Raw genomic sequence first — 20,311 nt, 5'->3', positions numbered from 1 at the left:
ATGGCCCGGGCAATCGACGTGGGCGTAATGACGTTCGGTGGATTCGTATTCGACGTGTGCGGTCGAGATCGTGATGCCACGTGCCTTTTCTTCCGGCGCGGCGTCGATCGACGAGTAGTCCTTGAACTCACCGCCAAAGCGCTCGGCACCGATCTTGGTCAGTGCGGCGGTCAGCGTGGTCTTGCCGTGGTCAACGTGACCGATGGTGCCGACATTGACGTGCGGCTTGGTGCGCTCGAACTTACCCTTGGCCATGGCTGCTTATCTCGAAATCGTCTGAATTGGTAGCACTTAGATGGTGCTCACGAAAGGAATCGAACCTTCGACCTCCTCCTTACCAAGGAGGTGCTCTACCGACTGAGCTACGTGAGCGAGTTTTGTATTATGGCACGAATTTGAATATATTCAAACTCATTCAATGGAGCGGGAGACGGGGATCGAACCCGCACCATCAGCTTGGAAGGCTGAGGTTCTACCATTGAACTACTCCCGCATCGGAAGCTCTTGCCACAACATGAAACTGGTGGAGGGAGGTGGATTCGAACCACCGAAGGCGTAAGCCAGCAGATTTACAGTCTGCCCCCGTTGGCCGCTTGGGTATCCCTCCTTACCACCCTGTCCCGTGGCGCCGAAGCGTTTTCGGTGTGGGGTGGAAGAGCCGTGAATTTTGGGGATAAACGGGGGTTCTGTCAACAACCTTTTTGAACTTTTTCACATGAATGTCGAATTGCCTTGCCGGGACGGGCTATTGGCCCGGCAACGGCAGGGTTTCGGTGGCGAAGATCGCCACATGCGGTACGCCATCGGCACCGATCCAGCCGCGATACATGCCCTGGGTGTTGAACGGGGTCGCCGCGCGGCCGTCGGCGGCGAGCACGATCGCGCCGCCATCGCCACCGAGGGCGGGAATGCGCTCGTTGATCACCGCGCGTCCCGCATCCACCGGCCCCTGCTTGAGGTACTGCATGCGGGCACAGATATCGTGCGCGGCCGCCGTGCGGATGTAGTACTCGCCCCAGCCCGTGCCCGATACCGCGCATCCTGCATCGGCATAGGTGCCCGCGCCGATGATCGGTGAGTCGCCCACGCGGCCATAGCGCTTGTTGGTCATCCCTCCGGTGGAGGTGCCGGCGGCAAGCTTGCCGTCCTTGTCCAGCGCGACCGCCCCGACGGTGCCAAAGTGCCGCGCCGTTTCCAGATCCGCATGGGCCTGGCCGCTGGCCTCTTCCTTCAGCGCCTTCTGCAGCTGCTGCCAGCGCTTGTCGGTGCGGAAGTAGGACGGATCCACCAGGGCAATGCCCTGGCTGCTGGCGAACGCCTCGGCGCCCTGCCCGACCATCATCACGTGCGGAGAATGCTGCATCACCGCTTCAGCGAGCAGGATCGGGTTGCGCACGCGCTGCACGCCGGCCACCGCGCCCGCCTTGAGCGTGGCGCCGTCCATCAGCGAGGCATCCAGTTCGTTGCGGCCATCGTGGGTGAACACCGCCCCTTTGCCGGCATTGAAGGTGGGATCGTCCTCGAGCACGGTGATCGCCGCGGTAACGGCTTCCAGTGCCGGCTTGCCCGCCGCCAGCGCGGCATGGCCTTTCAACAGCGCCTGCTGCAGGGCCGCGCGCGCGGCGGTTTCTTCGGCGGGCGAGAGATCCTTGCGCTCCACCCCCGCCCCGCCGTGTATGACCAGTACAGGCTCGGCGGCGGCGGCGGCCAGCGGGAGCGACAGGCACAGCGACAACACCACCACAGCAGAACGCGACATGGACAGGCACTCTCAAGGGACGAGGCCGCATCATGGCACGCGCGACGGGCCACCCACGCGCGTGGCCGCGACCTCACAACGCGCGCGACAGCATCCACGCATGGCGTGGATCTACCGGCGCAGCTGCAGGCGCCCCTCGCGGATATCGGCCGTCATCTCGAACGCCGCGTCGTCCACCTGGAAGCCATCCAGATGCAGGCGACTTCCTTCGCCCACCCCGGTCACCGGAATGGCGAGAAAATCCAGCGGTTTACCGCCGCGCAGGCGATCGGCCGCGCGCTGCGGCATCACCAGCCACGCAAAACCGCCGTCGCGGCTGAACACCTGGCCGGTGCCGTCGGCCTCGACACACAGCGCGGTGTCTTCATCCACGCCGAGGCCGACCATGTTCTGCTGCCCACTGCGCTGGGCGGCACGGGCCACGAAGACGATCAGGCGGCCGAGCCGGTCGCGCTTGCCGAAGTGGGTATCGGTGACCACGTTGGACAGGTACGGCATCGCCAGGAAATCACTGTCCAGGGTCACGGCCCTGCCCATCGGATCGCGCAGCGCGCGGCGGGACGTCACGCTGCCGCCATCCAGGGCGCCGTAGCTGTAGCCCCCCAGGATGGCCAACCCGGCACTGGTGCCGGCGATCGGCCGGCCGGCGCGGACGTGTGCATTGAGCGCCGCGTTCACCGCCGTGCCCTTCCAGAAACGGATATAGCGCGCCTGGTCGCCGCCGGCGATGAAGATCGCATCGGCGGCGGCGATCACCCCCAGCACGGCCGGGTCGTCGGCCGCGCGCCGACTGTTGAACACCAGGGTCTGTACCGATGCCACGCCGCCGATCTCCCGATAGAGCCGGTTCTGCAGCTCATCGGCACCGGACGCGCGCAGGATCACCACCCGGCCATGGCCGGCGCGCGCCACCCACCATTGGAAGGCTGCCGGCACCCACTCGCCGCCGCCCATCAGCATCATCGCCGGCTCGGTGTGGGGCGCCCGCGGGGCCTGCAGGGCGCCGACCTCGTAATAGCGGTAGCCCCGATCCTGCAGACTGCGCGGATTCTGGGCGTGGAGGGGGAGCGAGAGCGCTGCAAGCAGCAACCACAGAAGGGAATGGATCGGCCGGAAACCCTTGTGCACGTTGACCTCCCTGAATAAAACGGGCGTGTAAGCGCTTTCACTCTTTGCCAGAGAAATTGGCAGTGGTCAACCCCGTAAAAAAGGCGTTAAATGCGCGCCGTCCGTTCACGAAATGTGAATGGGGGACAGGCCTCCCTCGAGGCCGACACTTTCTTCTCGAGAATTCTCATGCGTAAACAGGCGATGGCGTGGTCGATCCAGCTGGCGTTGATGGGTGTGGCCGCAACTGCGGGCGCCCAGACGCCCGCCCCCGGGGTGCAGCAACTGGATACGGTGCAGGTCACCGGCTCGCGCATTCCGCGTGCGCAGGTGGAGGGGCCGGCCCCGGTCACCGTCATCACTGCCGAGCAGATCCAGGCCAGCGGCTTCACCAGCGTGCCGGACGTGCTGCGCTCGATGACCCAGAACGGGGGTGAGACCCAGAGCCAACAGTCCTCCAGCGGCGCGGACTTCTCCCCCGGTGCGCAGCAGGTCGACCTGCGCGGCCTTGGCCCCAACCACACCCTGGTGCTGGTCAACGGCCGCCGCATCGCCGATTTCCCGATGCCCTTCCAGGGCCGCAGCAACTTCACCGACGTCTCCAACATCCCGATCGGGATGATCGAGCGCATCGAAGTGCTGACCGGCAGCGCCTCGGCGATCTATGGTTCTGACGCGATCGCCGGCGTGGTCAACTTCATCCTGAAGAAGCAGGTGGATGGCACCACGGTCGACATGCGCATGGGCACCACCAGCGAAGGCGGTGGTGAGTCCTTCGACATGAGCATCGCCAGTGGCTTCGACGCCGGCCGTTTCAGCGCGGTCTACAGCCTGGAACTGCAGTCGCAGACCCCGCTGTGGGCCTATGAGCGTGGGCAGCAGGATTCCACGCTGGACGCGCCGACCGAGAGCGCCCGCGCCCTGCGCCGCGCCTACCTGCGCACCGACTACAACGACGACTACCTGGACCCGGGCCAGGCCACCTGCGATGCGCTGGCCGGCCAGAACAACGGCAGCACCCAGTACGCCGAGCGTGCGCGATATGGCTTCTACTGCGGCAGCGACCGCTCGATCGGCTACGGCACGATCCTGAGCAAACGCCGCGGTGCCAACGGCTATGCCTCGCTGCGCTACGCCTTCGACAACGGTGCGGAATGGTTCGCCGATGTGCAGATGGGTTACCACGACCTGGCGCTGATGCGCGATGTCACACAGTGGGGCCGCATGGCCGCCGACGGCAACGAGGACGGCTACTTCTACAACCAGGCCACCGACCAGGTCGAGTTCTGGCAGCGCCAGTTCTCCCCCGAGGAAATGGGCGGACTCGACAACGGCATGGTGCGCAGCACCCAGAAGACCTTCAGCGTGACCACCGGCTTCAAGGGCGCGCTCGGTGCGGACTGGGAATACGAGGCGTCGCTGAGCCATTCGCAGTACCAGTCCAGCATCCGCTGGCCGCAGATCATCGCCGCCAAGGCCAATGCACTGTTCCTGGGCGAGCAGCTGGGCGAGTACACCGATGACGACGACAACGTGTTCCCGGTGTTCAACGCCGACCCGGCGCGCCTGTACCGGCCGCTGAGCCGCAGCGAGTACGATTCGATCGCCGCACGCACCACCTATACCCCGAAGTCGCGCACCGAGACTGCCGCGCTGACCCTGACCAATGGCGAGCTGTTCGAGCTGCCGGGTGGCAAGGCCGGCTTCGCGGCGACCGCCGAGTTCGGCAATCAGTCCTACGCACTGAACCCGGACCCGCTGGCCACGCAGTACTACTACTACAGCTGGAAGGATTCGGACGGGCACGGCAGCCGCAACCGCTGGGCGACCGCGGCCGAGCTGCGCCTGCCGCTGCATGACACGTTCAACGTCAGCCTGGCCGGCCGCTTCGACCAGTACCGTTACTCCGGCAACACGATCGGCAAGGCGACCTGGAGCGGTGGCCTGGAGTGGCGCCCGATCGACACGCTGCTGGTGCGCGGCTCCTACGGCACCGCGTTCCGCGCGCCCGACCTGCACTACGTGTATGCCGGCCCGGGCAACGATGAAACCAGTGCCAACGACTATTACACCTGCGCGGTGGACGGCGGCGATGACTGTTCGGATTACGAAGAGAACCTGATCCGCACGCGCGAAGGCAACCGCCAGCTGGACCCGGAAACCAGCACGTCGTGGAGTGCTGGTTTTGTGTGGTCGCCGGCAGCGGGCCTGGATCTGTCCGTGGACTGGTTCGATATCGACATGCGCGACCAGGTGCAGGACATGGATGTGAGCACGATTCTGCGCGACGAGGCGGCCTGCCGCCTGGGCGACGCGGACGCGGCGTCGCCGACCTGCGTGGATGCGATCAGCCGGGTTACCCGCACCAGTGATGGCCGCCTGTATGGCGTGCACGTGAGCCCGATCAACATCGCGCGCGAAACGACCCGTGGCATCGATGTGGGCCTGCGCTACCGCCTGAGCACCGGGATCGGCGATTTCATCCTCAGTGGCAACCACACCTGGGTGAAGACGCACGATTTCCAGCAGTTCGAGGGCGATGTGGTCGAGGACCAGTTCGCGATCAACAGCGGTTTCGACATTCCGCGCACCAAGACCAGTGCGAGCGTGACCTGGGAGAACGCGGCGTGGTCGGCCACGCTGTACGGCTCGCGCCTGGGCAAACTGCCAACCTACGACAGCTATGACCAGAGTTTCGATCCGGACAGCGGCGACAGCCCGTGGATCGGGGCGACGTACCGCTACAACGTGTCGTTGCAGTACCGCTTCGATGATCATTCGCGCCTGTCGCTGTCGGTGGTCAACATCGCCAACAAGCTGCCGCCGAAGGATGTGACGTACACGCCGTATCCGTACTACGACGTCTCGTGGTTCGACACCGTGGGCCGGACGATCAACCTGCAGTACACCCACAAGTTTGGCGGTACGGCGTTGTAAGCGCCGTTTCACTGCCGATAGGGGATCAAGGACGGAGGCATTGCCTCCGTCTTTTTTTTGCGCGTAGCCCGCGATGCGGCGCGGCCACCGTGTTTTCCACACGCCACGTGGAAAGCCATGGGGGTTTGGTGTGGACAAGTGCATGCAAGCCATGCGGCACAATGCTTTCAGGGCGCGGCTATTTTTTGTCCAGCCGCGGATCGCGGTTTTCCACACACACCGTGGAAAGCGATGGGGGTTTGCTGTGGACAACCCCGGGTGAGCGATGCACTGCAACGGTTTTCAGTGGTGGTCAGAAATTGTCCACGTCGCTGGCGGGCGGGTCAGATGGGTTGCCGGCCAGCGGCCGGCACTACCGCGCGCGGGTTTTCCACATGGTGCGTGGAGAGGCGTGGGGGTTTGTTGTGGACAAGTGAGGCGGAGGCATACCAGGCAAGGGTTTCGGTGCCTGGTCATTTTTTATCCAGTCCATGTCGGGTGTGGAATGCGCTCCCAAAAACGCAAACGCCCCGCTCAGGGCGGGGCGTTGCGGGCATCAACGTGCGAGGAACTCAGACGTTGAAGCGGAAGTGCAGGATGTCGCCTTCCTGGACGCGGTATTCCTTGCCTTCCAGGCGCAGACGACCCGCTTCCTTGGCACCGGCCTCGCCCTTGTACTTGATGAAGTCGTCATACGCGATGGTTTCGGCGCGGATGAAGCCCTTCTCGAAGTCGGTATGGATCACGGCGGCGGCCTGCGGAGCGGTGGCGCCCTTGCGCACGGTCCATGCGCGGACTTCCTTCACGCCTGCGGTGAAGTAGGTCTGCAGACCCAGCAGCTGGTACGCGGCGTAGATCACGCGGTTCAAGCCCGGCTCGGACAGGCCCAGGTCGGCCAGGAAGGTGTCGCGGTCTTCGTCGTCGAGCTGGGACAGCTCTTCTTCGATCGCGGCCGACACCGGCACCACCTGCGCGCCTTCCTCGGCGGCACGGGCGCGCACGGCATCCAGATGCGGGTTGTTCTCGAAGCCGTCTTCCAGCACGTTGGCGATGTACATCACCGGCTTGAGGGTGAGCAGGAACAGGTCACGGACCAGCGCCTTCTCTTCCTCGTCCAGGCCAGCGGTACGACCGGCCTTGCCGTCGGCCAGCGCAGCCTGCAGCTTGGCCAGCACCGGCTTGCGGGCCGCGGCTTCCTTGTCGCCCCCCTTGGCAGCGCGCTCGGCGCGGTTCAGCGCCTTCTCGACGCTGTCCAGATCGGCCAGGGCCAGTTCGGTATCGATGGTGTCGATATCCGAGAGCGGGTCGACCTTGTTGTTGACGTGGATGACGTCGGCATTCTCGAAGCAGCGCACCACGTGGGTGATCGCATCCACTTCACGGATGTGGGCCAGGAACTTGTTGCCCAGGCCTTCACCACTGGCCGCGCCGGCGACGAGGCCGGCGATGTCCACGAACTCCACCGCGGTCGGGATGACCTTCTGCGGGTTGATGATGGCTGCCAGCTCGTTCAGGCGCGGATCCGGCACCGGCACGATGCCGACGTTCGGTTCAATCGTGCAGAACGGGAAGTTGGCCGCCGCGATGCCCGCCTTGGTCAGCGCATTGAACAGGGTCGATTTGCCGACGTTGGGCAGACCGACGATGCCGCATTTGATACCCATCTTTGACAACCTCTGGGGTGGTAGGTACCGGCCGTTGGTCGGTACACCGTGGTTATTTCGGGGTGTGGAGGCGCTTCATCGCCTCACTGTAATCGCCGGATACCGCCAGCGGCAGCACGTCGATCGCATCTTCGATGGCATGACCAATCAGCACATCATCGTCTTTGCTGGCGCGCCCCAGCACCCACGGGACCACGCGGTCCTTGTGGCCGGGATGGCCGATGCCGATGCGCAGGCGGTGGAATCTGCCATGGCCGAGCAGGCGGATGGTGTCGCGCAGGCCATTCTGGCCGCCGTGGCCACCGTCGAACTTGAGCCGTGCCACGCCCGGCGGCAGGTCCAGCTCGTCGTGCGCCAGCAGCGTTTCTTCCGGTTCGATCTTCCAGAAGCGCTGCGCCGCGGTGACCGATTTGCCACTGAGGTTCATGAAGGTGGCGGGCTTGAGCAGCCATACCGACTGGCCGGCGATATCGACCTTGGCGGTCTCGCCGAACAACTTGCTGTCCACGCTCCAGCGCGCGCCGGCCTGTTCGACCAGGGCGTCAATGAAACGAAACCCGGCATTGTGCCGGGTCTGGGCGTGCTCGGGTCCGGGGTTGCCCAGACCAACGATCAATCGCAATCCTGTCATTACTCTTCTTTCGTCGGTACCGGCCCTGTGCCGGTACATACAGAAACGGCGCCTGCCCCGAAGGACAGGCGCCGCAATCACTTACTCTGCAGCCGGCGCTTCGTCGGCAGCTTCTTCCTTGCCGAGCTTGGCGGTGACGATCGCGTCGTCATGGTCCTTGCCCTGGGCCAGGGCCGGGATCTCGACGCCCTTCGGCAGCTTGATGTCCGACAGGTAGATCACGTCACCAGCCTTCAGGTCGGCCAGGTCGACGTCGATCGATTCCGGCAGGTCCTTCGGCAGGCAGGTGATGCTCACTTCCTTCAGTTCGTGGGTGACCACGACGTCGGCAGCCTTGCCGGCCGGCGAGGTGTCTTCGTTGATGAAGTGCAGCGGGACGTTGGCGGTCAGCGCTTCGTTCTCGTTCACGCGCAGGAAATCCAGATGCAGGATCAGCTGCTTGAACGGGTGGCGCTGCATGTCACGCAGCAGCACCTTGGTGACCTTGCCATCCAGATTCAGGTCCAGGATGGACGAGTAGAACCACTCGTTCTGCTGGGCCAGCCAGATTTCGTTGTGGTTGAGCTGGATGACGCTCGGCTCGACGTCGCCGCCGTAGATGATCGCCGGGATCTGGCCAGCGCCACGCAGGCGGCGGCTCGCACCCTTGCCTTGCAGTTCGCGCTGGACGACCTTGATTTCATGATTCTTGGCCATGCTGATTTACTACCTTCGTTGTTTGCCGCGCCATGAGGGCGAGGCGATGAGGGGAGATCCGCGACCAGATCTCCCCGGGAAACCACCCACCGTTGCCGGTGGGCGGAAAAATCAATCCACGTACAGCGAGCTGACCGACTCACCGAAGGCGATGCGGCGCATCGTCTCGGCCAGCATTTCCGCCACGCTGAGCTGGCGGATCTTGCTGCACACCCGCGCCTCTTCACGCAGCGGGATGGTGTCGGTCACCACCAGCTCATCGAGCTGGGAGTTGTTGATGTTGTCCACCGCCGGGCCCGAGAGCACGGCGTGGGTGCAGTACGCGGCGACCTTGAGGGCGCCACGCGCCTTCAGGGCTGCAGCGGCCGCACACAGGGTGCCGGCGGTATCGACGATGTCATCGACCATCACGCAGGTCTTGCCTTCGACGTCACCGATGATGTTCATCACGGTGGAGACGTTGGCGCGCGGGCGGCGCTTGTCGATGATCGCCAGATCGGCATCGTCCAGGCGCTTGGCGACGGCGCGCGCGCGCACCACACCGCCCACGTCCGGGGACACCACGATCAGGTTTTCCGTGCCGTAGGCGCGCCAGATATCGGCGAGCAGCAGCGGCGAGGCGTATACGTTGTCCACCGGCATGTCGAAGAAACCCTGGATCTGATCGGCATGCAGATCCACCGTCAGTACCCGGTCAGCCCCGACAGCGCTGAACATCTTTGCAGCCACCTTGGCGGTGATCGGCACGCGCGAGGACCGCATGCGGCGATCCTGGCGCGAGTAGCCGAAATACGGCACCACGGCGGTGACACTGTTGACCGAAGCGCGCTTGAGCGCATCGATCAGGACCAGCAGTTCCATCAGGTTCTCTGCGCTGGGTGCACAGGTCGGCTGGATCACGAACACGTCCTGCTTACGGACGTTTTCCTCGATCTCGACCTGCACTTCACCATCGGAGAAGCGCGACACCAATGCCTTGCCAGGCCGCACCCCCAGTTCCTTGCAGATGCTCTGCGCAAGGCGCTTGTTGGCGTTGCCGGAAAATACCAGCAGGTTGGGGTGTTCTTGCATCATGACGGTCTCGGGCGGGAGCGATTGGCGGAGAACTGGGCCGCCGGCACCCGGAGGTGTCTGCGGTGACAACACCGCGGCGTATGCACCGCGCCCGCGCAGACATGCGCATGGAGTCGCGGCAGATATCCGCTAGTGGCAGGGGCGGGAGGATTCGAACCTCCGAATGCCAGGATCAAAACCTGGTGCCTTGGGCCTCTTGGCGACGCCCCTGCATCAAAATCAGTAACGCTCGAGTACATCAAGCAGTGGCGAGCGCTCCACGCCCGCAGCCACCCATGCCCGCAGTTCCTTCGGCAATTGCGCCAGGCCCTGCTCTGCAGCAGCGCGCGTGGCGAACTCGACGAAACAACCGCTTCCCGACCCGGTGAGTCGTGCCCGGCCGATACTGCTCAACGCTGCGAGCGCTGCCTCTACGGCAGGTTCGCGGCGGCGCAGGACCGGCTCGAACGCATTCCCGAGCAAAGACCCGGAAGCGAAGTCCGCTATTTTCGCCACTGGGGCATCCCGCGTCAAATCCGGTGATGCGAAAAGTGCGGGGGTCGGTACGTGAACGCCGGGGTGGACCAGCACAAACCAGGCCGGCGGCAGGGCGATCGGGGTCAGCAGTTCGCCCACGCCCTCGGCCCAGGCGTTGTGCCCGCGCACGAAAACCGGCACATCCGCGCCCAGCTGCAGACCCAGCGCGGCCAGCGCATCGACCTCCAGACCGGCGCCCCACAGGCGGTTCAGTGCGACCAGGACGGTGGCGGCATCGGAGGACCCGCCGCCGAAGCCGCCGCCAGCGGGAACGCGCTTTTCGACGCCGATATCGGCACCTTGGACGATGTTCGCTGCAGCCTTCAACAGGTGCGCGGCGCGGATCGCCAGATCATCGGCCTCGGTAACGCCGGCCACGGAGGGGCCCTCACGGCGGATCCGACCATCGTCGCGGACACGCAGATGGATCCGATCGCCCCAATCCAGCAGCCGGAACACGGTCTGCAACTGGTGGTAACCGTCCGGGCGCCGCCCGGTGATGTGGAGGAACAGATTCAGCTTGGCCGGGGCCGGCCAGGTCGACCCGCCGTCGACTGCATCCAGCCTGCTCATGGCGTGGCCAGCACCCAGCTGTCGACCACCAGGCGGACCTTGGCGTCGCCATTGACCGCTTCGATCCGGCGCGGCAGCACCGGGCGACCAGCCTCGGCCGGGTACCAATCCAGGTATTGGATCTCCCAGCCCAGCTGCTGCACGCGACGCGGGCGGCCTTCGCCGTCGCGCTCGATGCGCTCGGCCGGGGCCGCATCGGCGATCAGGCCGCGCACCCAATCGGGCAGCTGGTTGACCGGGATATCCCAGCCGGTGGCGTCCAGCAGGACCTGCTGGGCATCGTCGCCCTGGCGCGTGCCGCCTTCCAGACCTTCCAGTCGGCCACCCTCGTGATGGCTGTCGCCGGTCAGCTTCCAGCTCTGCCGGGTGACCGGGGCGCTGAGTTCCACCACATATCCCTGGCCCTGCTGCTGCCAGTCGATGCGGCCGTTGCCACCGTTGCGGCCCTTGCTGATCGCCACCCGGCCCTGGAACGACCAGGCCGGCTGCGCGCGCACCGCAGTGACACGCTCGGCCTCGGCCTGCTGCGCAGCGGGAGAGACGGTGGTGACCACGGTCGGGGCGGAGGGCGCCTTGCGCTCATCCAGGGACACGCAGGCGGAGAGCGACAACGCCACGGCCGCGGCAAACGCGGCCTTCAGGGACAGCAGATTCATACGCCGTATTTCTCGATCACGCGCTGCAGGGCGCGGTTGTCCGGGTCCAGCTTGCGAGCCTCCTCAAAGAAGTGGCGCGCCTCGTCCTTCCTGTTCAACACCCACAGCACCTCGCCGACATGCGCGGCGATCTCCGCATCCTTGGCCAGCGTCCAGGCGCGGCGCAGCTGCACCAGTGCTTCCTCGTTGCGGCCCAGGCGATACAGCACCCAGCCGTAACTGTCGACGATGGCGGCGTTGTCCGGCTCGGCCACGCGCGCGCGGTCGATCAGTTCCAAGGCTTCCTGATAACGCTGCGTGCGGTCGGCCAAGGTATAGCCGAGCGCGTTGAGCGCGGCGATGTTCTCCGGATCGGTGACCAGCACCTTGCGCAGGTCGGCCTCGGCGCGCGGGATGTCGTCGCGACGCTCCCAGGCCAGGGCGCGGGCATACAGCAGCGCGTTCTCGTCCGGATACGCGGCCAGGCCACGGGCCAGCGCGTCCAGTTCGCCGGCATCGTCGTTGCCGCGCTGGCGCAGCTCGGCCTCGAGCAGATAGGCATCGCGGCGGGCATCGTCATCGACGGTCGCGTCGGACTGGATCGCGTGTACTTCGGCCAGCGCCTTGTCGGTGCGGCCCAGTTCGTTCTGCGCGTTGGCCGCGCGCAGGCGCGACTCATCGCGCTCCGGGCCACCGGGCACGCTGTGATACCAGTTGACCGCTTCCTCGTAGCGCTTGAGGTACTCGGCGATCTTGCCCAGCAGCAGGCGCTGGGCCGGATCCGGCTTGGTCGCCTGCCCGGAGAGTTCGGTATACAGGGCCAGCAGGCCCGGGTCGTCCTTCTGCTTGGCCAGCAGCGAGGCGCGCATTCCGTAGGTCTGCACATCCTGCGGGCCGACCGCCAGCACGCGCTCGGCCGCAGCAGGCTGGCCCATCAGGTCGTAGGAGATCGCCACCGCATTGCGCAGCTCGGGGTCCTGCGTGGTCTTGGGCTCCACGCCCTTCAACAGGGCCAGCGCCTCTTCAGACTTGCCGGCCTGGTTGAGCTGACTGGCGTGCAGCAGGGCCACGCGCGGCTCGTCCGGGAAGCGCTTGACCACCTCATCGACCATGCGCCGGGCCAGCTCGGGCTGCTCCATGCGCATGGCCAGACGGCCGAACTCCTGCCAGACCTCCAGGCGGTCGGGGATGGCATTGGCATCCACCAGCTCGCCCAGCACCTGGGCCGGGACCTTGGGGTCGCTGCCGCCGCTGATCAGGGCGCCGATCGCGAACTTCCAGGCGGTGGGGTCCGGGTCCTTGAGCAGCGCCTGCAGTTCGGTGCGGGCGGCCTTCACCTTGTTCTGGCGCATGTCCAGCGCGGCGGTGCTGCTGCGCATGGCCAGTGAGCGCGGCGCACGCTGCTCCCACAGGGCCAGCGCGCGGGCGGCGCGCTTGTCATCGTTGGCCAGCATGGCGATCCGGGAGGCGCGCTCGGCCAGGCCGGCATCGCCTTCACTGGCCTCGGCCGCCTCCAGGTACCAGCGCGCGGCGTCGCCCAGTTTGCCTGCCTGCAGGGCGAATTCGCCCGCCATGACCGGGGCCAGGGGGACCGCCTCGGCCGTGCTGTTCTTGCCTTTGGCCGGGGCTGCCGGGGGGGCGGCCAGGGCGTTGGCGGTGAACAAAGACAGCAGCAGAACGCTGGAGATGCGAATCAATGCGGGCATCGGGGGCATCTGAGCCTTAAAATGACGACTTGAATGGCCAGCAGCTTATCGCAAGCAACTGAACAATGACCCTGTGGGTGCTCGGACTGAATCACCAGACCGCGCCAGTGGAACTGCGCGAACGCGCCTCCTTTGGCGGCGACGCCCTGCCCCAGGCATTGGCGTCGCTGCGCGATACGCCACAGGTGGCCGAGGCGGTCCTGCTCTCCACGTGCAACCGCACCGAGCTGTACGCGGTGGCCGAATCCGGTGACGCGCTGGCGCAGTGGCTGGAGTCACATGCCGGCACCTTGCATGGGTACCTCTACCAGCACGCCGACGCCGATGCGGTGCGCCACCTGTTCCGGGTGGCCACCGGGCTGGATTCCATGGTGCTGGGCGAGCCGCAGATCCTGGGCCAGGTGAAGGATGCCTGGGCCCTGGCGCGTGATCACGGCCTGCTCGGCCAGCGTCTGGACCGGTTGTTCCAGCAGACCTTCTCGGTGGCCAAGCGCGCCCGCACCGATACGCGCGTGGGCGCCAATCCGGTCTCGGTGGCCTCCACCGCGGTGCGCCTGGCGCAGAACTCGTTCGCGCGGCTGGAAGATTCCACCGTGCTGCTGGTGGGCGCCGGCGAGACCATCGAGCTGGCCGCGCGCCATCTCAGCGAAGGGCGCGTGCGTCGGCTGCTGATCGCCAACCGCACCCTCGCCCATGCGCAGGAGCTGGCCAGCCGTCATGGCGGCGTCGCCCTGCCCCTGAGTGAGCTGGACCGTCATCTGGGCGAGGCCGACGTGGTGTTCTCGGCCACCGCCGCGCGTGAGCCGGTGATCACCCGCGCGCACGTGGCCGCCGCACTGAAAACCCGCAAGCACAAGCCGATGCTGCTGTTCGATCTGGCCGTGCCGCGTGATATCGAGGCCGGCGTGGGCGAACTGGCCGACGCCTTCCTGTACACCGTGGATGATCTGGAGCGCGCGGTCGAAGACAACCGTCGCAGCCGCCGGGAAGCGGCGGCCGAGGCCGAAGCGATCATCGAGCTGCAGGTCGCCCGTTTCGTGGAGACCCTGCAGGCCAGCGTGCACCAGGCCCCGCTGCGGCAGCTGCGCGCCTATGGCGAAGCGACCCGCGTGGAGATGCTGGAGAAAGCCCGCCAGCAGCTGGCCCATGGCAAACCACCCGAGGAAGTGCTCGAGCTGCTCGCGCATGGCCTGACCAACCGCCTGCTGCACCCGCCGACCGCCGCCCTGCGCGCGGCCGCGCTCAGCGGCGATACTGAACTCACCCGCGCCGCCGAGCGCCTGTTCCCGGCCAAGCCGGGTTACCAGCACCCTGCCGTGCGCACCGATGTAGCGAGGAACGATGACGCCGACCCTGCGCCGTAAGCTGGAAGCGCTGGCCGAGCGCCGCGAAGAACTGGAACGCCTGTTGTCCGACCCGGCCGTGGTCGGCGACAACGACCGTTTCCGCGCGCTCTCGCGCGAGTTTTCGCAGCTGGAGCCGGTCGCCAACGCGCTGGCCGACGAAGCCCGTGCCAAGGCCGATCTCGCCGCCGCCGAAGCGATGCGCGAGGACCCTGACCTGCGCGAGCTGGCCGACGAGGAAATCACCGCCGCGCAGCAGCGCCTGCAGCAGCTGGACGAAGCACTGGCCTTGTTGCTGGTGCCGCGCGATCCGCGCGATGACGGCAACCTGTTCCTGGAAGTCCGCGCGGGCACCGGCGGTGACGAGGCGGCGATCTTCGCCGGCGATCTGTTCCGCATGTACGCCCGCTATGCCGAGCGCCAGGGCTGGAAGGTCGAGATCGAATCGGACAACCCGGGCGAACATGGCGGCTACAAGGAAGTGGTGGCGCGCGTGGTCGGCCGTGGCGCGTTCTCGCGGCTGAAGTTCGAATCGGGCACGCACCGCGTGCAGCGCGTGCCGGCGACCGAGTCGCAGGGCCGCATCCATACCTCGGCCGCGACGGTGGCGATCATTCCCGAGGCGGATGACGTCGAGGACGTGGTGATCAACCCGGCCGACCTGCGCGTGGACACCTACCGCTCCTCCGGCGCCGGTGGCCAGCACGTCAACAAGACCGAATCGGCGATCCGCATCACCCACCTGCCCACCGGCGTGGTGGTGGAATGCCAGACCGAGCGCAGCCAGCACGCCAACCGCGACAAGGCGATGAAGCGCCTCAAGGCGCAGCTGCTGGATGCCGAACGCAGCAAGCAGGCCGCCGCGCAGGCCGAAAGCCGCCGGCTGCAGGTCGGCAGCGGCGACCGCAGCCAGCGCATCCGCACCTACAGCTTCCCGCAGGGACGGATCACCGACCACCGCGTGGAAGGGCTGACCCTGTACGACCTGCCCAACATCCTGACCGGCGATCTTGATGCACTGGTGAGCCGGCTGACCCACGAACACCAGGCCGACGAGCTGGCCCGGCTCGCGGAAGGCAACTGAGCATGTCCGCCCGGGCGCGGCCGCGATGAGTGCCGATCCGCAGCGCCTGCAGCTGCGCCAGGCGGTGCAGCGGCAACCGGCCGATTTCATTGCGTGGGTGATGCTGGCCGACGCGGAGCTGGAAGCCGGCGATGTGCGCGCCGGCGAACAGGCCGCCACCCGTGCGCTGCAGCTGCGCGGCGACCATCCCGAGGCCCTGGCCCGGCTGGGCCGCGCACGCTGGATGCAAGGCCGCCATGGCGAGGCCGCCACACTGCTGAGGCAGGCGGCGGATCGCGCGCCCCAGCACCCCGGCATCACCCTGTGGCTCGGCCACGCCCTGGAAGACGCGGGGCAACCGGAGGCGGCGGCGGATGCGTATCGCCATGCGCACCGTCTGCTGCCGGGCGAGCCCTACATCACTGCGCAGCTGCTCAACTGGCAGCGCCGGCTGTGCGATTGGCGGGATCTGGAGCGATTGTCGTCGCTCGTGCGCCAGGCCGTCGCGCAGGGCCAGGCGGTGGTCGAGCCGTTCGCCTTCCTCAGCGAAGACGGCAGCGCCGCCGAGCAGCTGGCCTGCGCCCGTCAGCGCGCGGCGGCGCTGGCCGAGGGCATCCCGCAGTTGCCGCCGGCCACGGTGTGCCCGCACGGCACGCTGCGGGTCGGCTTCCTCTCCAACGGCTTCGGCGCGCATCCCACCGGCCTGTTGACCGTCGCCCTGTTCGAACAGCTGCGCGCGCTGGACATGCTGGACCTGCATCTGTTCGCGCTCAGCGCGGACGACGGCAGCAGCATCCGCCAGCGTCTGCAGCAGGCCGCCCACACGTTGCACGATGTCAGCGCGCAGCCGCATCAGGTGATCGCCCGGCGCATCCGCGAGGCCGGGATCGATGTGCTGTTCGATCTGCGCGGCTGGGGCGGCGGCGGCACCCCGCAGGTGCTGGCAATGCGCCCGGCCCCGGTACAGGTCAACTGGCTGGCCTACCCGGGCACCTCCGGCGCGCCGTGGATCGATCATGTGCTGGCCGATGCCTTCGTGTTGCCCGAGGTGCTGGCACCGGCGTTCAGTGAGAACGTGCGGCACCTGCCGCGCGCGTTCCAGCCCTCGGACAACACCCGCGTGCTGGAACCGGTGCCCTCGCGCGAGGACTGCGGCCTGCCCGCGCAGGGCGTGGTGCTGTGCTGTTTCAACAACAGCTACAAGCTCAATCCGCGCAGCATGCAACGGCTGTTCGCGGTGCTGCACGGCGTGCCCGGCAGCGTGCTGTGGCTGCTGTCCGGGCCGGGCACTGCCGATGCACGGCTGCGCAGCGCGGCACGCCAGGCGAAGCTGGATCCGGCGCGGCTGGTGTTCATGCCACGCCTGCCGCACCCGCAGTACCTGGCGCGTTACCAGCACGCCGACCTGTTCCTGGACACGCACCCGTACAACGCCCACACCACCGCCTCCGATGCGCTGTGGGCCGGCTGCCCGGTGCTGACCAGCCCCGGCGCGACGTTCGCCTCACGCGTGGCCGGCAGCCTCAACCACCACCTGGGCATGCACGCGTTCAACGTGGCCGACGACGCGGCGTTCGTGGCTACCGCCATCCAGCTCGGCAACGACCCGGCTGCAATACAGGCCGCGCGCGCCACGCTGGCGCAACGCCGCGAGGACAGCGGCCTGTTCGACATGGCCGGTTTCGCGCGCGACCTCACCGAGGTGATCGAAACGCTCGCACGCGAACGCGGCTGGCAGGGCCCACACATCGCCTGAGCATCGGCTGCGCTAGGCTCGGGCTTCCCTGTGAATCACCGAGGCACGCCGATGGGCAAGCTCAAGCGCAAGGACTACCAGGCCCTGCTGGAACCGATGCAACTGGAACTGGCGGCGATGGCGCGCTGGGTGCAGCACACCGGGCAGCGCGTGCTGGTGCTGTTCGAAGGCCGCGACACCGCGGGCAAGGGCGGTGCGATCCAGGCGATCGCCGAGCATCTCAATCCGCGCCAGTGCAAGGTGGTCGCGCTGCCCAAGCCGACCGATCGCGAAAGCACGCAGTGGTATTTCCAGCGCTATGTCTCGCACCTGCCGGCGGCGGGCGAGATCGTGCTGATGGACCGCAGCTGGTACAACCGCGCCGGCGTCGAGCATGTGATGGGCTATTGCACCGAGGCGCAGTACCGCAGCTTCCTGGCGCAGACGCCGGTGTTCGAGAAGCTGCTGATCGATGATGGCATCGTGCTGTTCAAGTACTGGCTCAGCGTGGACCAGGCACAACAGGAAAAGCGTTTTGCCGAGCGCCACCTCGATCCGCTCAAGGGCTGGAAGCTGTCGCCGGTGGACCTGAAATCACGCAGCAAGTACAGCGCCTATACCGAGAGCCGCGAAGCGATGCTGCGCGCGACGCATAACGATGATGCCCCGTGGACGCTGGTGGACTTCAACGACCAGAAACGCGGGCGGCTGGGCCTGATCCGCAACCTGCTCGATCGCCTGCCCGATACCCGCGTGGACGAACCGGTGCTGGCGCTGCCGCCGTTGAAGGGCAAGCTGCACAAGGAGCACTTCGGGGTCTTGAAGCCGATTGAACCCTTCGTCGTCGGGTAGATCCACGCATGGCGTGGATCTACCGGCGCTGCGTGCTGTATCCACGCATGGCGTGGATCTACCGGCACTGCGAGGCACAGGCATGCCGGGTATCCGCCGGCATGCCCGTGAGGATCAGCCTTCCTTGATCCGCGCTTCAATGTCATGCGCGGTGACCGGGCCGAGGAACTCCTTGGCGACCTTGCCATCCGGCGCGATCAGGTAGGTCATCGGCAGGCCGCGCGGGATCGCGAAGTCTTCCGGCGGGTTGTAGGTATCCACGATCACGATCGGATAGGTGACCGGACGCTTCTCCAGGAAGGCCTTCATCTCGGCCGGTTCGATGTCCTCGAAGGCCAGCCCGACCACCTCGATTTCATTGCGCATCGCGTGCAGCGCGGAGAGCTCGGGCATTTCCTTGCGGCATGGGGCGCACCAGGTCGCCCAGAAGTTCACCACCACCCACTTGCCGCGGTGAGCGGCCAGATCGTAGTCGGTGCCGTCCAGCGCCTTGGCTTTCAGCGTCGGCTGTTCGACGGTCCTGCGTTCGGTCGCCGGCACGGCTTCGGTCGGCGGCGCGGCGGGCTCGCTGATCGGGGCCGGGACGGCGGGCGCAGTGGCCTCGCTCTGTGCGGCGGGCTTGTTGCAGGCGGCCAGCGTCAGCAGGCCCAGGGCCAGCAGCAGGGGCTTGGCGGTCATGGTTTGTCTCCGGGGGTCGAGTAGATGTCGCTGACGCGGCGTTTGAGCAGTTCGCGCAGCGGCAGGCGCAAGGTGTCCAGCGCGGCCACCGAGGCCGTGCCCAGGCTGTCGTCGCGGTAGGGCAGGTAGGCTTCCTTGATCGGGATCCGCATCTGCGTGGTCTCGTACAGGTCGGCCAGGGTGAGTTTGTCCAGGTCGCGCGCGAGCAGCCATTCGCCCTGCTCGTCGCGGCGCACCACGCGGATTGCTTCCAGATCGCAGAGCAGCGTCTGCAGCAGCGAATCGGTCAGCATCGGCTCGAGCCGCAGGATCTCGTCGTCATCCAGGCTGCGGCCGTCGGCGCGGGCCTGGTGGAAGCGACCGATCAGGCGCAGCAGGCCATAGATCTCATACCCCACCGGCAGGCGCAGGTCGGCCGGCTGGTAGCGGAACGCGGCGATCGAGGAGGCAAGCGATGCGCCGAGCAGCACCGAGACCCAGCACAGGTAGATCCACAGCAGCAGGATCGGTACGAAAGCGACCGTGCCGTAGAGCTTCTGGTAGGACTGGAAGCTGCCCAGGTAGGCGCCCATGCCCCACTTCACCAGCTCCAGCATGATCGCGGCCAGGATCGCGCCGGGGACGGCATGCCGCCATTTGACCGTGTGGTGCGGCACCACGCGGTACACCAGCATGATGCAGACGAACTCGATCAGGATCGGCGCGACCGTCAATGAGACGTTGGCCAGCCAGCGGCCTTCGCTGGTACCGAACAGCGGCAGCGCGAACACCCGCGCCGAGACCGCCAGCGAGGCGGCGGCCAGCATCGCGCCGAGGGTGAGCACCGTCCAATACACCAGGAAGCGGGTCAGCTTCGGCCGGGTCGAACTCACCCGCCAGATCTGGTTGAAGGTTTCCTCCACGCTGTTGAGCGTGATCAGCAGCGACACCACCAGGGCGATGAAGCCGGCGGCGGTCAGCTGCCCGGCGCTGGCCGAGAACTGTCGCAGGTAGCCTTCGGCGGCGCGCGCGGCGTTGGGCACGAAGTTGGAGAACACGTAGTCGCTGAGGGTGTCGCTCCAGCGGTCGAACACCGGGAACGCCGAGAGCACCCCGAACACCACGATGGCCAGCGGCACCAGCGCGAACACGGTGGTGTAGGCCAGCGAGGCGGCCGCCTGGAACAGGCGGTCATCCAGGAAACGGCGCCACAGGAAGCGGCCGAAGCTGATCGCGCGCGCACGGTCCCGGACGCGTTCGATCCACAGGTTGATCGTATCGAGAGGTTCCATCGGCGCAAGGGTACCCGATGACGGGTGTGGGGCATGCACGCCCGCCACGGTGCCCAGCCCGGGCACGGACCTCGCCCTGAGCGGGCTGCGTT

17 protein-coding genes and 4 tRNA genes are annotated in these 20,311 nt (G+C 66.8%); 5 read left to right on the top strand and 16 right to left on the bottom strand.

The window, feature by feature from the left end; genetic code table 11:
- From ABE546_RS16575 to ABE546_RS16550, 6 genes are all read right to left on the bottom strand, one after another.
- Positions 1 to 255 (bottom strand): GTP-binding protein (locus ABE546_RS16575; protein WP_346464516.1); only part of this gene is annotated, 255 nt, incomplete at its 3' end.
- 41 nt (positions 256 to 296) lie between these two features.
- A tRNA-Thr gene (locus ABE546_RS16570) sits at positions 297 to 372 on the bottom strand.
- A gap of 47 nt (positions 373 to 419) precedes the next feature.
- Positions 420 to 493: transfer RNA gene (locus ABE546_RS16565), tRNA-Gly, on the bottom strand.
- A gap of 28 nt (positions 494 to 521) precedes the next feature.
- Positions 522 to 607 (bottom strand) — tRNA-Tyr (locus ABE546_RS16560).
- Between the two features lie 138 nt (positions 608 to 745).
- On the bottom strand, positions 746 to 1,759 hold the full coding sequence (locus ABE546_RS16555) for an isoaspartyl peptidase/L-asparaginase (RefSeq protein ID WP_313209717.1): 1,014 nt from the start codon (positions 1,757 to 1,759) through the stop codon (positions 746 to 748).
- Positions 1,760 to 1,870: 111 nt separating this feature from the next.
- Complete coding sequence (locus ABE546_RS16550) at positions 1,871 to 2,887, bottom strand: cyanophycinase (protein ID WP_313209719.1); 1,017 nt, start codon at positions 2,885 to 2,887, stop codon at positions 1,871 to 1,873.
- Between the two features lie 168 nt (positions 2,888 to 3,055).
- On the opposite strand from ABE546_RS16550, the gene ABE546_RS16545 reads away from it, so the two are divergent.
- Complete coding sequence (locus ABE546_RS16545; RefSeq protein WP_313217309.1) at positions 3,056 to 5,803, top strand: TonB-dependent receptor; 2,748 nt, start codon at positions 3,056 to 3,058, stop codon at positions 5,801 to 5,803.
- Between the two features lie 551 nt (positions 5,804 to 6,354).
- Here ABE546_RS16545 and ychF read toward each other — a convergent pair.
- The 8 genes from ychF to ABE546_RS16505 form a co-directional block, all read right to left on the bottom strand.
- Positions 6,355 to 7,446: a redox-regulated ATPase YchF gene (gene ychF, locus ABE546_RS16540; protein WP_088434937.1), complete on the bottom strand. Its 1,092-nt coding sequence runs from the start codon at positions 7,444 to 7,446 to the stop codon at positions 6,355 to 6,357.
- 52 nt (positions 7,447 to 7,498) lie between these two features.
- On the bottom strand, positions 7,499 to 8,077 hold the full coding sequence (gene pth, locus ABE546_RS16535) for an aminoacyl-tRNA hydrolase (protein WP_313217308.1): 579 nt from the start codon (positions 8,075 to 8,077) through the stop codon (positions 7,499 to 7,501).
- A gap of 81 nt (positions 8,078 to 8,158) precedes the next feature.
- Positions 8,159 to 8,773, bottom strand: a complete 615-nt coding sequence (locus ABE546_RS16530; protein WP_102789571.1) for a 50S ribosomal protein L25/general stress protein Ctc — start codon at positions 8,771 to 8,773, stop codon at positions 8,159 to 8,161.
- A 111-nt stretch (positions 8,774 to 8,884) separates the two neighbouring features.
- Entirely contained in the window at positions 8,885 to 9,844 is a 960-nt protein-coding gene (locus ABE546_RS16525) for a ribose-phosphate diphosphokinase (protein WP_026070235.1), read from the bottom strand.
- A gap of 136 nt (positions 9,845 to 9,980) precedes the next feature.
- Positions 9,981 to 10,057 (bottom strand) — tRNA-Gln (locus tag ABE546_RS16520).
- Between the two features lie 9 nt (positions 10,058 to 10,066).
- Positions 10,067 to 10,936, bottom strand: coding sequence for a 4-(cytidine 5'-diphospho)-2-C-methyl-D-erythritol kinase (gene ispE / locus ABE546_RS16515; protein WP_346464515.1), 870 nt, complete (start codon positions 10,934 to 10,936; stop codon positions 10,067 to 10,069).
- A complete protein-coding gene (lolB, locus tag ABE546_RS16510) occupies positions 10,933 to 11,592 on the bottom strand; it encodes a lipoprotein insertase outer membrane protein LolB (RefSeq protein ID WP_313212216.1) in 660 nt (219 codons plus the stop codon). The genes ispE and lolB overlap by 4 nt, the downstream gene beginning before the upstream one ends.
- Entirely contained in the window at positions 11,589 to 13,277 is a 1,689-nt protein-coding gene (locus ABE546_RS16505; RefSeq protein ID WP_346464514.1) for a tetratricopeptide repeat protein, read from the bottom strand. Before ABE546_RS16505 ends, lolB begins: the two co-directional genes overlap by 4 nt.
- 65 nt (positions 13,278 to 13,342) lie before the next feature.
- On the opposite strand from ABE546_RS16505, the gene hemA reads away from it, so the two are divergent.
- From hemA to ppk2, 4 genes are read left to right on the top strand one after another with little or no spacing between them, the layout of a single operon-like run.
- Entirely contained in the window at positions 13,343 to 14,641 is a 1,299-nt protein-coding gene (hemA, locus tag ABE546_RS16500) for a glutamyl-tRNA reductase (protein WP_313212214.1), read from the top strand.
- The gene (gene prfA / locus ABE546_RS16495; RefSeq protein WP_313212213.1) at positions 14,619 to 15,704 is read left to right on the top strand and encodes a peptide chain release factor 1; all 1,086 of its coding nucleotides are present in this window, start codon (positions 14,619 to 14,621) and stop codon (positions 15,702 to 15,704) included. The genes hemA and prfA overlap by 23 nt, the downstream gene beginning before the upstream one ends.
- 25 nt (positions 15,705 to 15,729) lie before the next feature.
- Positions 15,730 to 17,439 carry a tetratricopeptide repeat protein gene (locus ABE546_RS16490; RefSeq protein WP_346464513.1) on the top strand — a complete coding sequence of 570 codons (1,710 nt, stop codon included), beginning with the start codon at positions 15,730 to 15,732 and terminating at the stop codon, positions 17,437 to 17,439.
- Positions 17,440 to 17,490: 51 nt separating this feature from the next.
- Positions 17,491 to 18,270: a polyphosphate kinase 2 gene (ppk2, locus tag ABE546_RS16485; protein ID WP_121044572.1), complete on the top strand. Its 780-nt coding sequence runs from the start codon at positions 17,491 to 17,493 to the stop codon at positions 18,268 to 18,270.
- A 114-nt stretch (positions 18,271 to 18,384) separates the two neighbouring features.
- Here ppk2 and ABE546_RS16480 read toward each other — a convergent pair whose 3' ends face one another.
- Positions 18,385 to 18,948 carry a TlpA disulfide reductase family protein gene (locus ABE546_RS16480; RefSeq protein ID WP_313212210.1) on the bottom strand — a complete coding sequence of 188 codons (564 nt, stop codon included), beginning with the start codon at positions 18,946 to 18,948 and terminating at the stop codon, positions 18,385 to 18,387.
- On the bottom strand, positions 18,945 to 20,219 hold the full coding sequence (locus ABE546_RS16475; RefSeq protein ID WP_313212209.1) for a YihY family inner membrane protein: 1,275 nt from the start codon (positions 20,217 to 20,219) through the stop codon (positions 18,945 to 18,947). The genes ABE546_RS16480 and ABE546_RS16475 overlap by 4 nt, the downstream gene beginning before the upstream one ends.
- Positions 20,220 to 20,311 lie beyond the last annotated feature (92 nt).

Source organism: Stenotrophomonas sp. TWI377 (genome assembly GCF_039674525.1).
GTDB lineage: Bacteria > Pseudomonadota > Gammaproteobacteria > Xanthomonadales > Xanthomonadaceae > Stenotrophomonas.
The sequence above is the reverse complement of the archived record's forward strand: the minus strand, read 5'-3'. Positions and strand labels throughout refer to the sequence as shown.

What these genes read in the sequence shown, in the direction of transcription:
- ppk2 (WP_121044572.1), top strand. Translation starts at nt 17,491, where the DNA reads ATGGGCAAGCTCAAGCGCAAGGACTACCAGGCCCTGCTGGAACCGATG.
- ABE546_RS16525 (WP_026070235.1), bottom strand. Translation starts at nt 9,844, where the DNA reads ATGCAAGAACACCCCAACCTGCTGGTATTTTCCGGCAACGCCAACAAG.
- pth (WP_313217308.1), bottom strand. Translation starts at nt 8,077, where the DNA reads ATGACAGGATTGCGATTGATCGTTGGTCTGGGCAACCCCGGACCCGAG.
- ABE546_RS16475 (WP_313212209.1), bottom strand. Translation starts at nt 20,219, where the DNA reads ATGGAACCTCTCGATACGATCAACCTGTGGATCGAACGCGTCCGGGAC.
- ABE546_RS16490 (WP_346464513.1), top strand. Translation starts at nt 15,730, where the DNA reads ATGAGTGCCGATCCGCAGCGCCTGCAGCTGCGCCAGGCGGTGCAGCGG.
- prfA (WP_313212213.1), top strand. Translation starts at nt 14,619, where the DNA reads ATGACGCCGACCCTGCGCCGTAAGCTGGAAGCGCTGGCCGAGCGCCGC.
- ABE546_RS16505 (WP_346464514.1), bottom strand. Translation starts at nt 13,277, where the DNA reads ATGCCCGCATTGATTCGCATCTCCAGCGTTCTGCTGCTGTCTTTGTTC.
- ABE546_RS16530 (WP_102789571.1), bottom strand. Translation starts at nt 8,773, where the DNA reads ATGGCCAAGAATCATGAAATCAAGGTCGTCCAGCGCGAACTGCAAGGC.
- lolB (WP_313212216.1), bottom strand. Translation starts at nt 11,592, where the DNA reads ATGAATCTGCTGTCCCTGAAGGCCGCGTTTGCCGCGGCCGTGGCGTTG.
- hemA (WP_313212214.1), top strand. Translation starts at nt 13,343, where the DNA reads ATGACCCTGTGGGTGCTCGGACTGAATCACCAGACCGCGCCAGTGGAA.
- ABE546_RS16555 (WP_313209717.1), bottom strand. Translation starts at nt 1,759, where the DNA reads ATGTCGCGTTCTGCTGTGGTGGTGTTGTCGCTGTGCCTGTCGCTCCCG.
- ABE546_RS16480 (WP_313212210.1), bottom strand. Translation starts at nt 18,948, where the DNA reads ATGACCGCCAAGCCCCTGCTGCTGGCCCTGGGCCTGCTGACGCTGGCC.
- ispE (WP_346464515.1), bottom strand. Translation starts at nt 10,936, where the DNA reads ATGAGCAGGCTGGATGCAGTCGACGGCGGGTCGACCTGGCCGGCCCCG.
- ABE546_RS16545 (WP_313217309.1), top strand. Translation starts at nt 3,056, where the DNA reads ATGCGTAAACAGGCGATGGCGTGGTCGATCCAGCTGGCGTTGATGGGT.
- ychF (WP_088434937.1), bottom strand. Translation starts at nt 7,446, where the DNA reads ATGGGTATCAAATGCGGCATCGTCGGTCTGCCCAACGTCGGCAAATCG.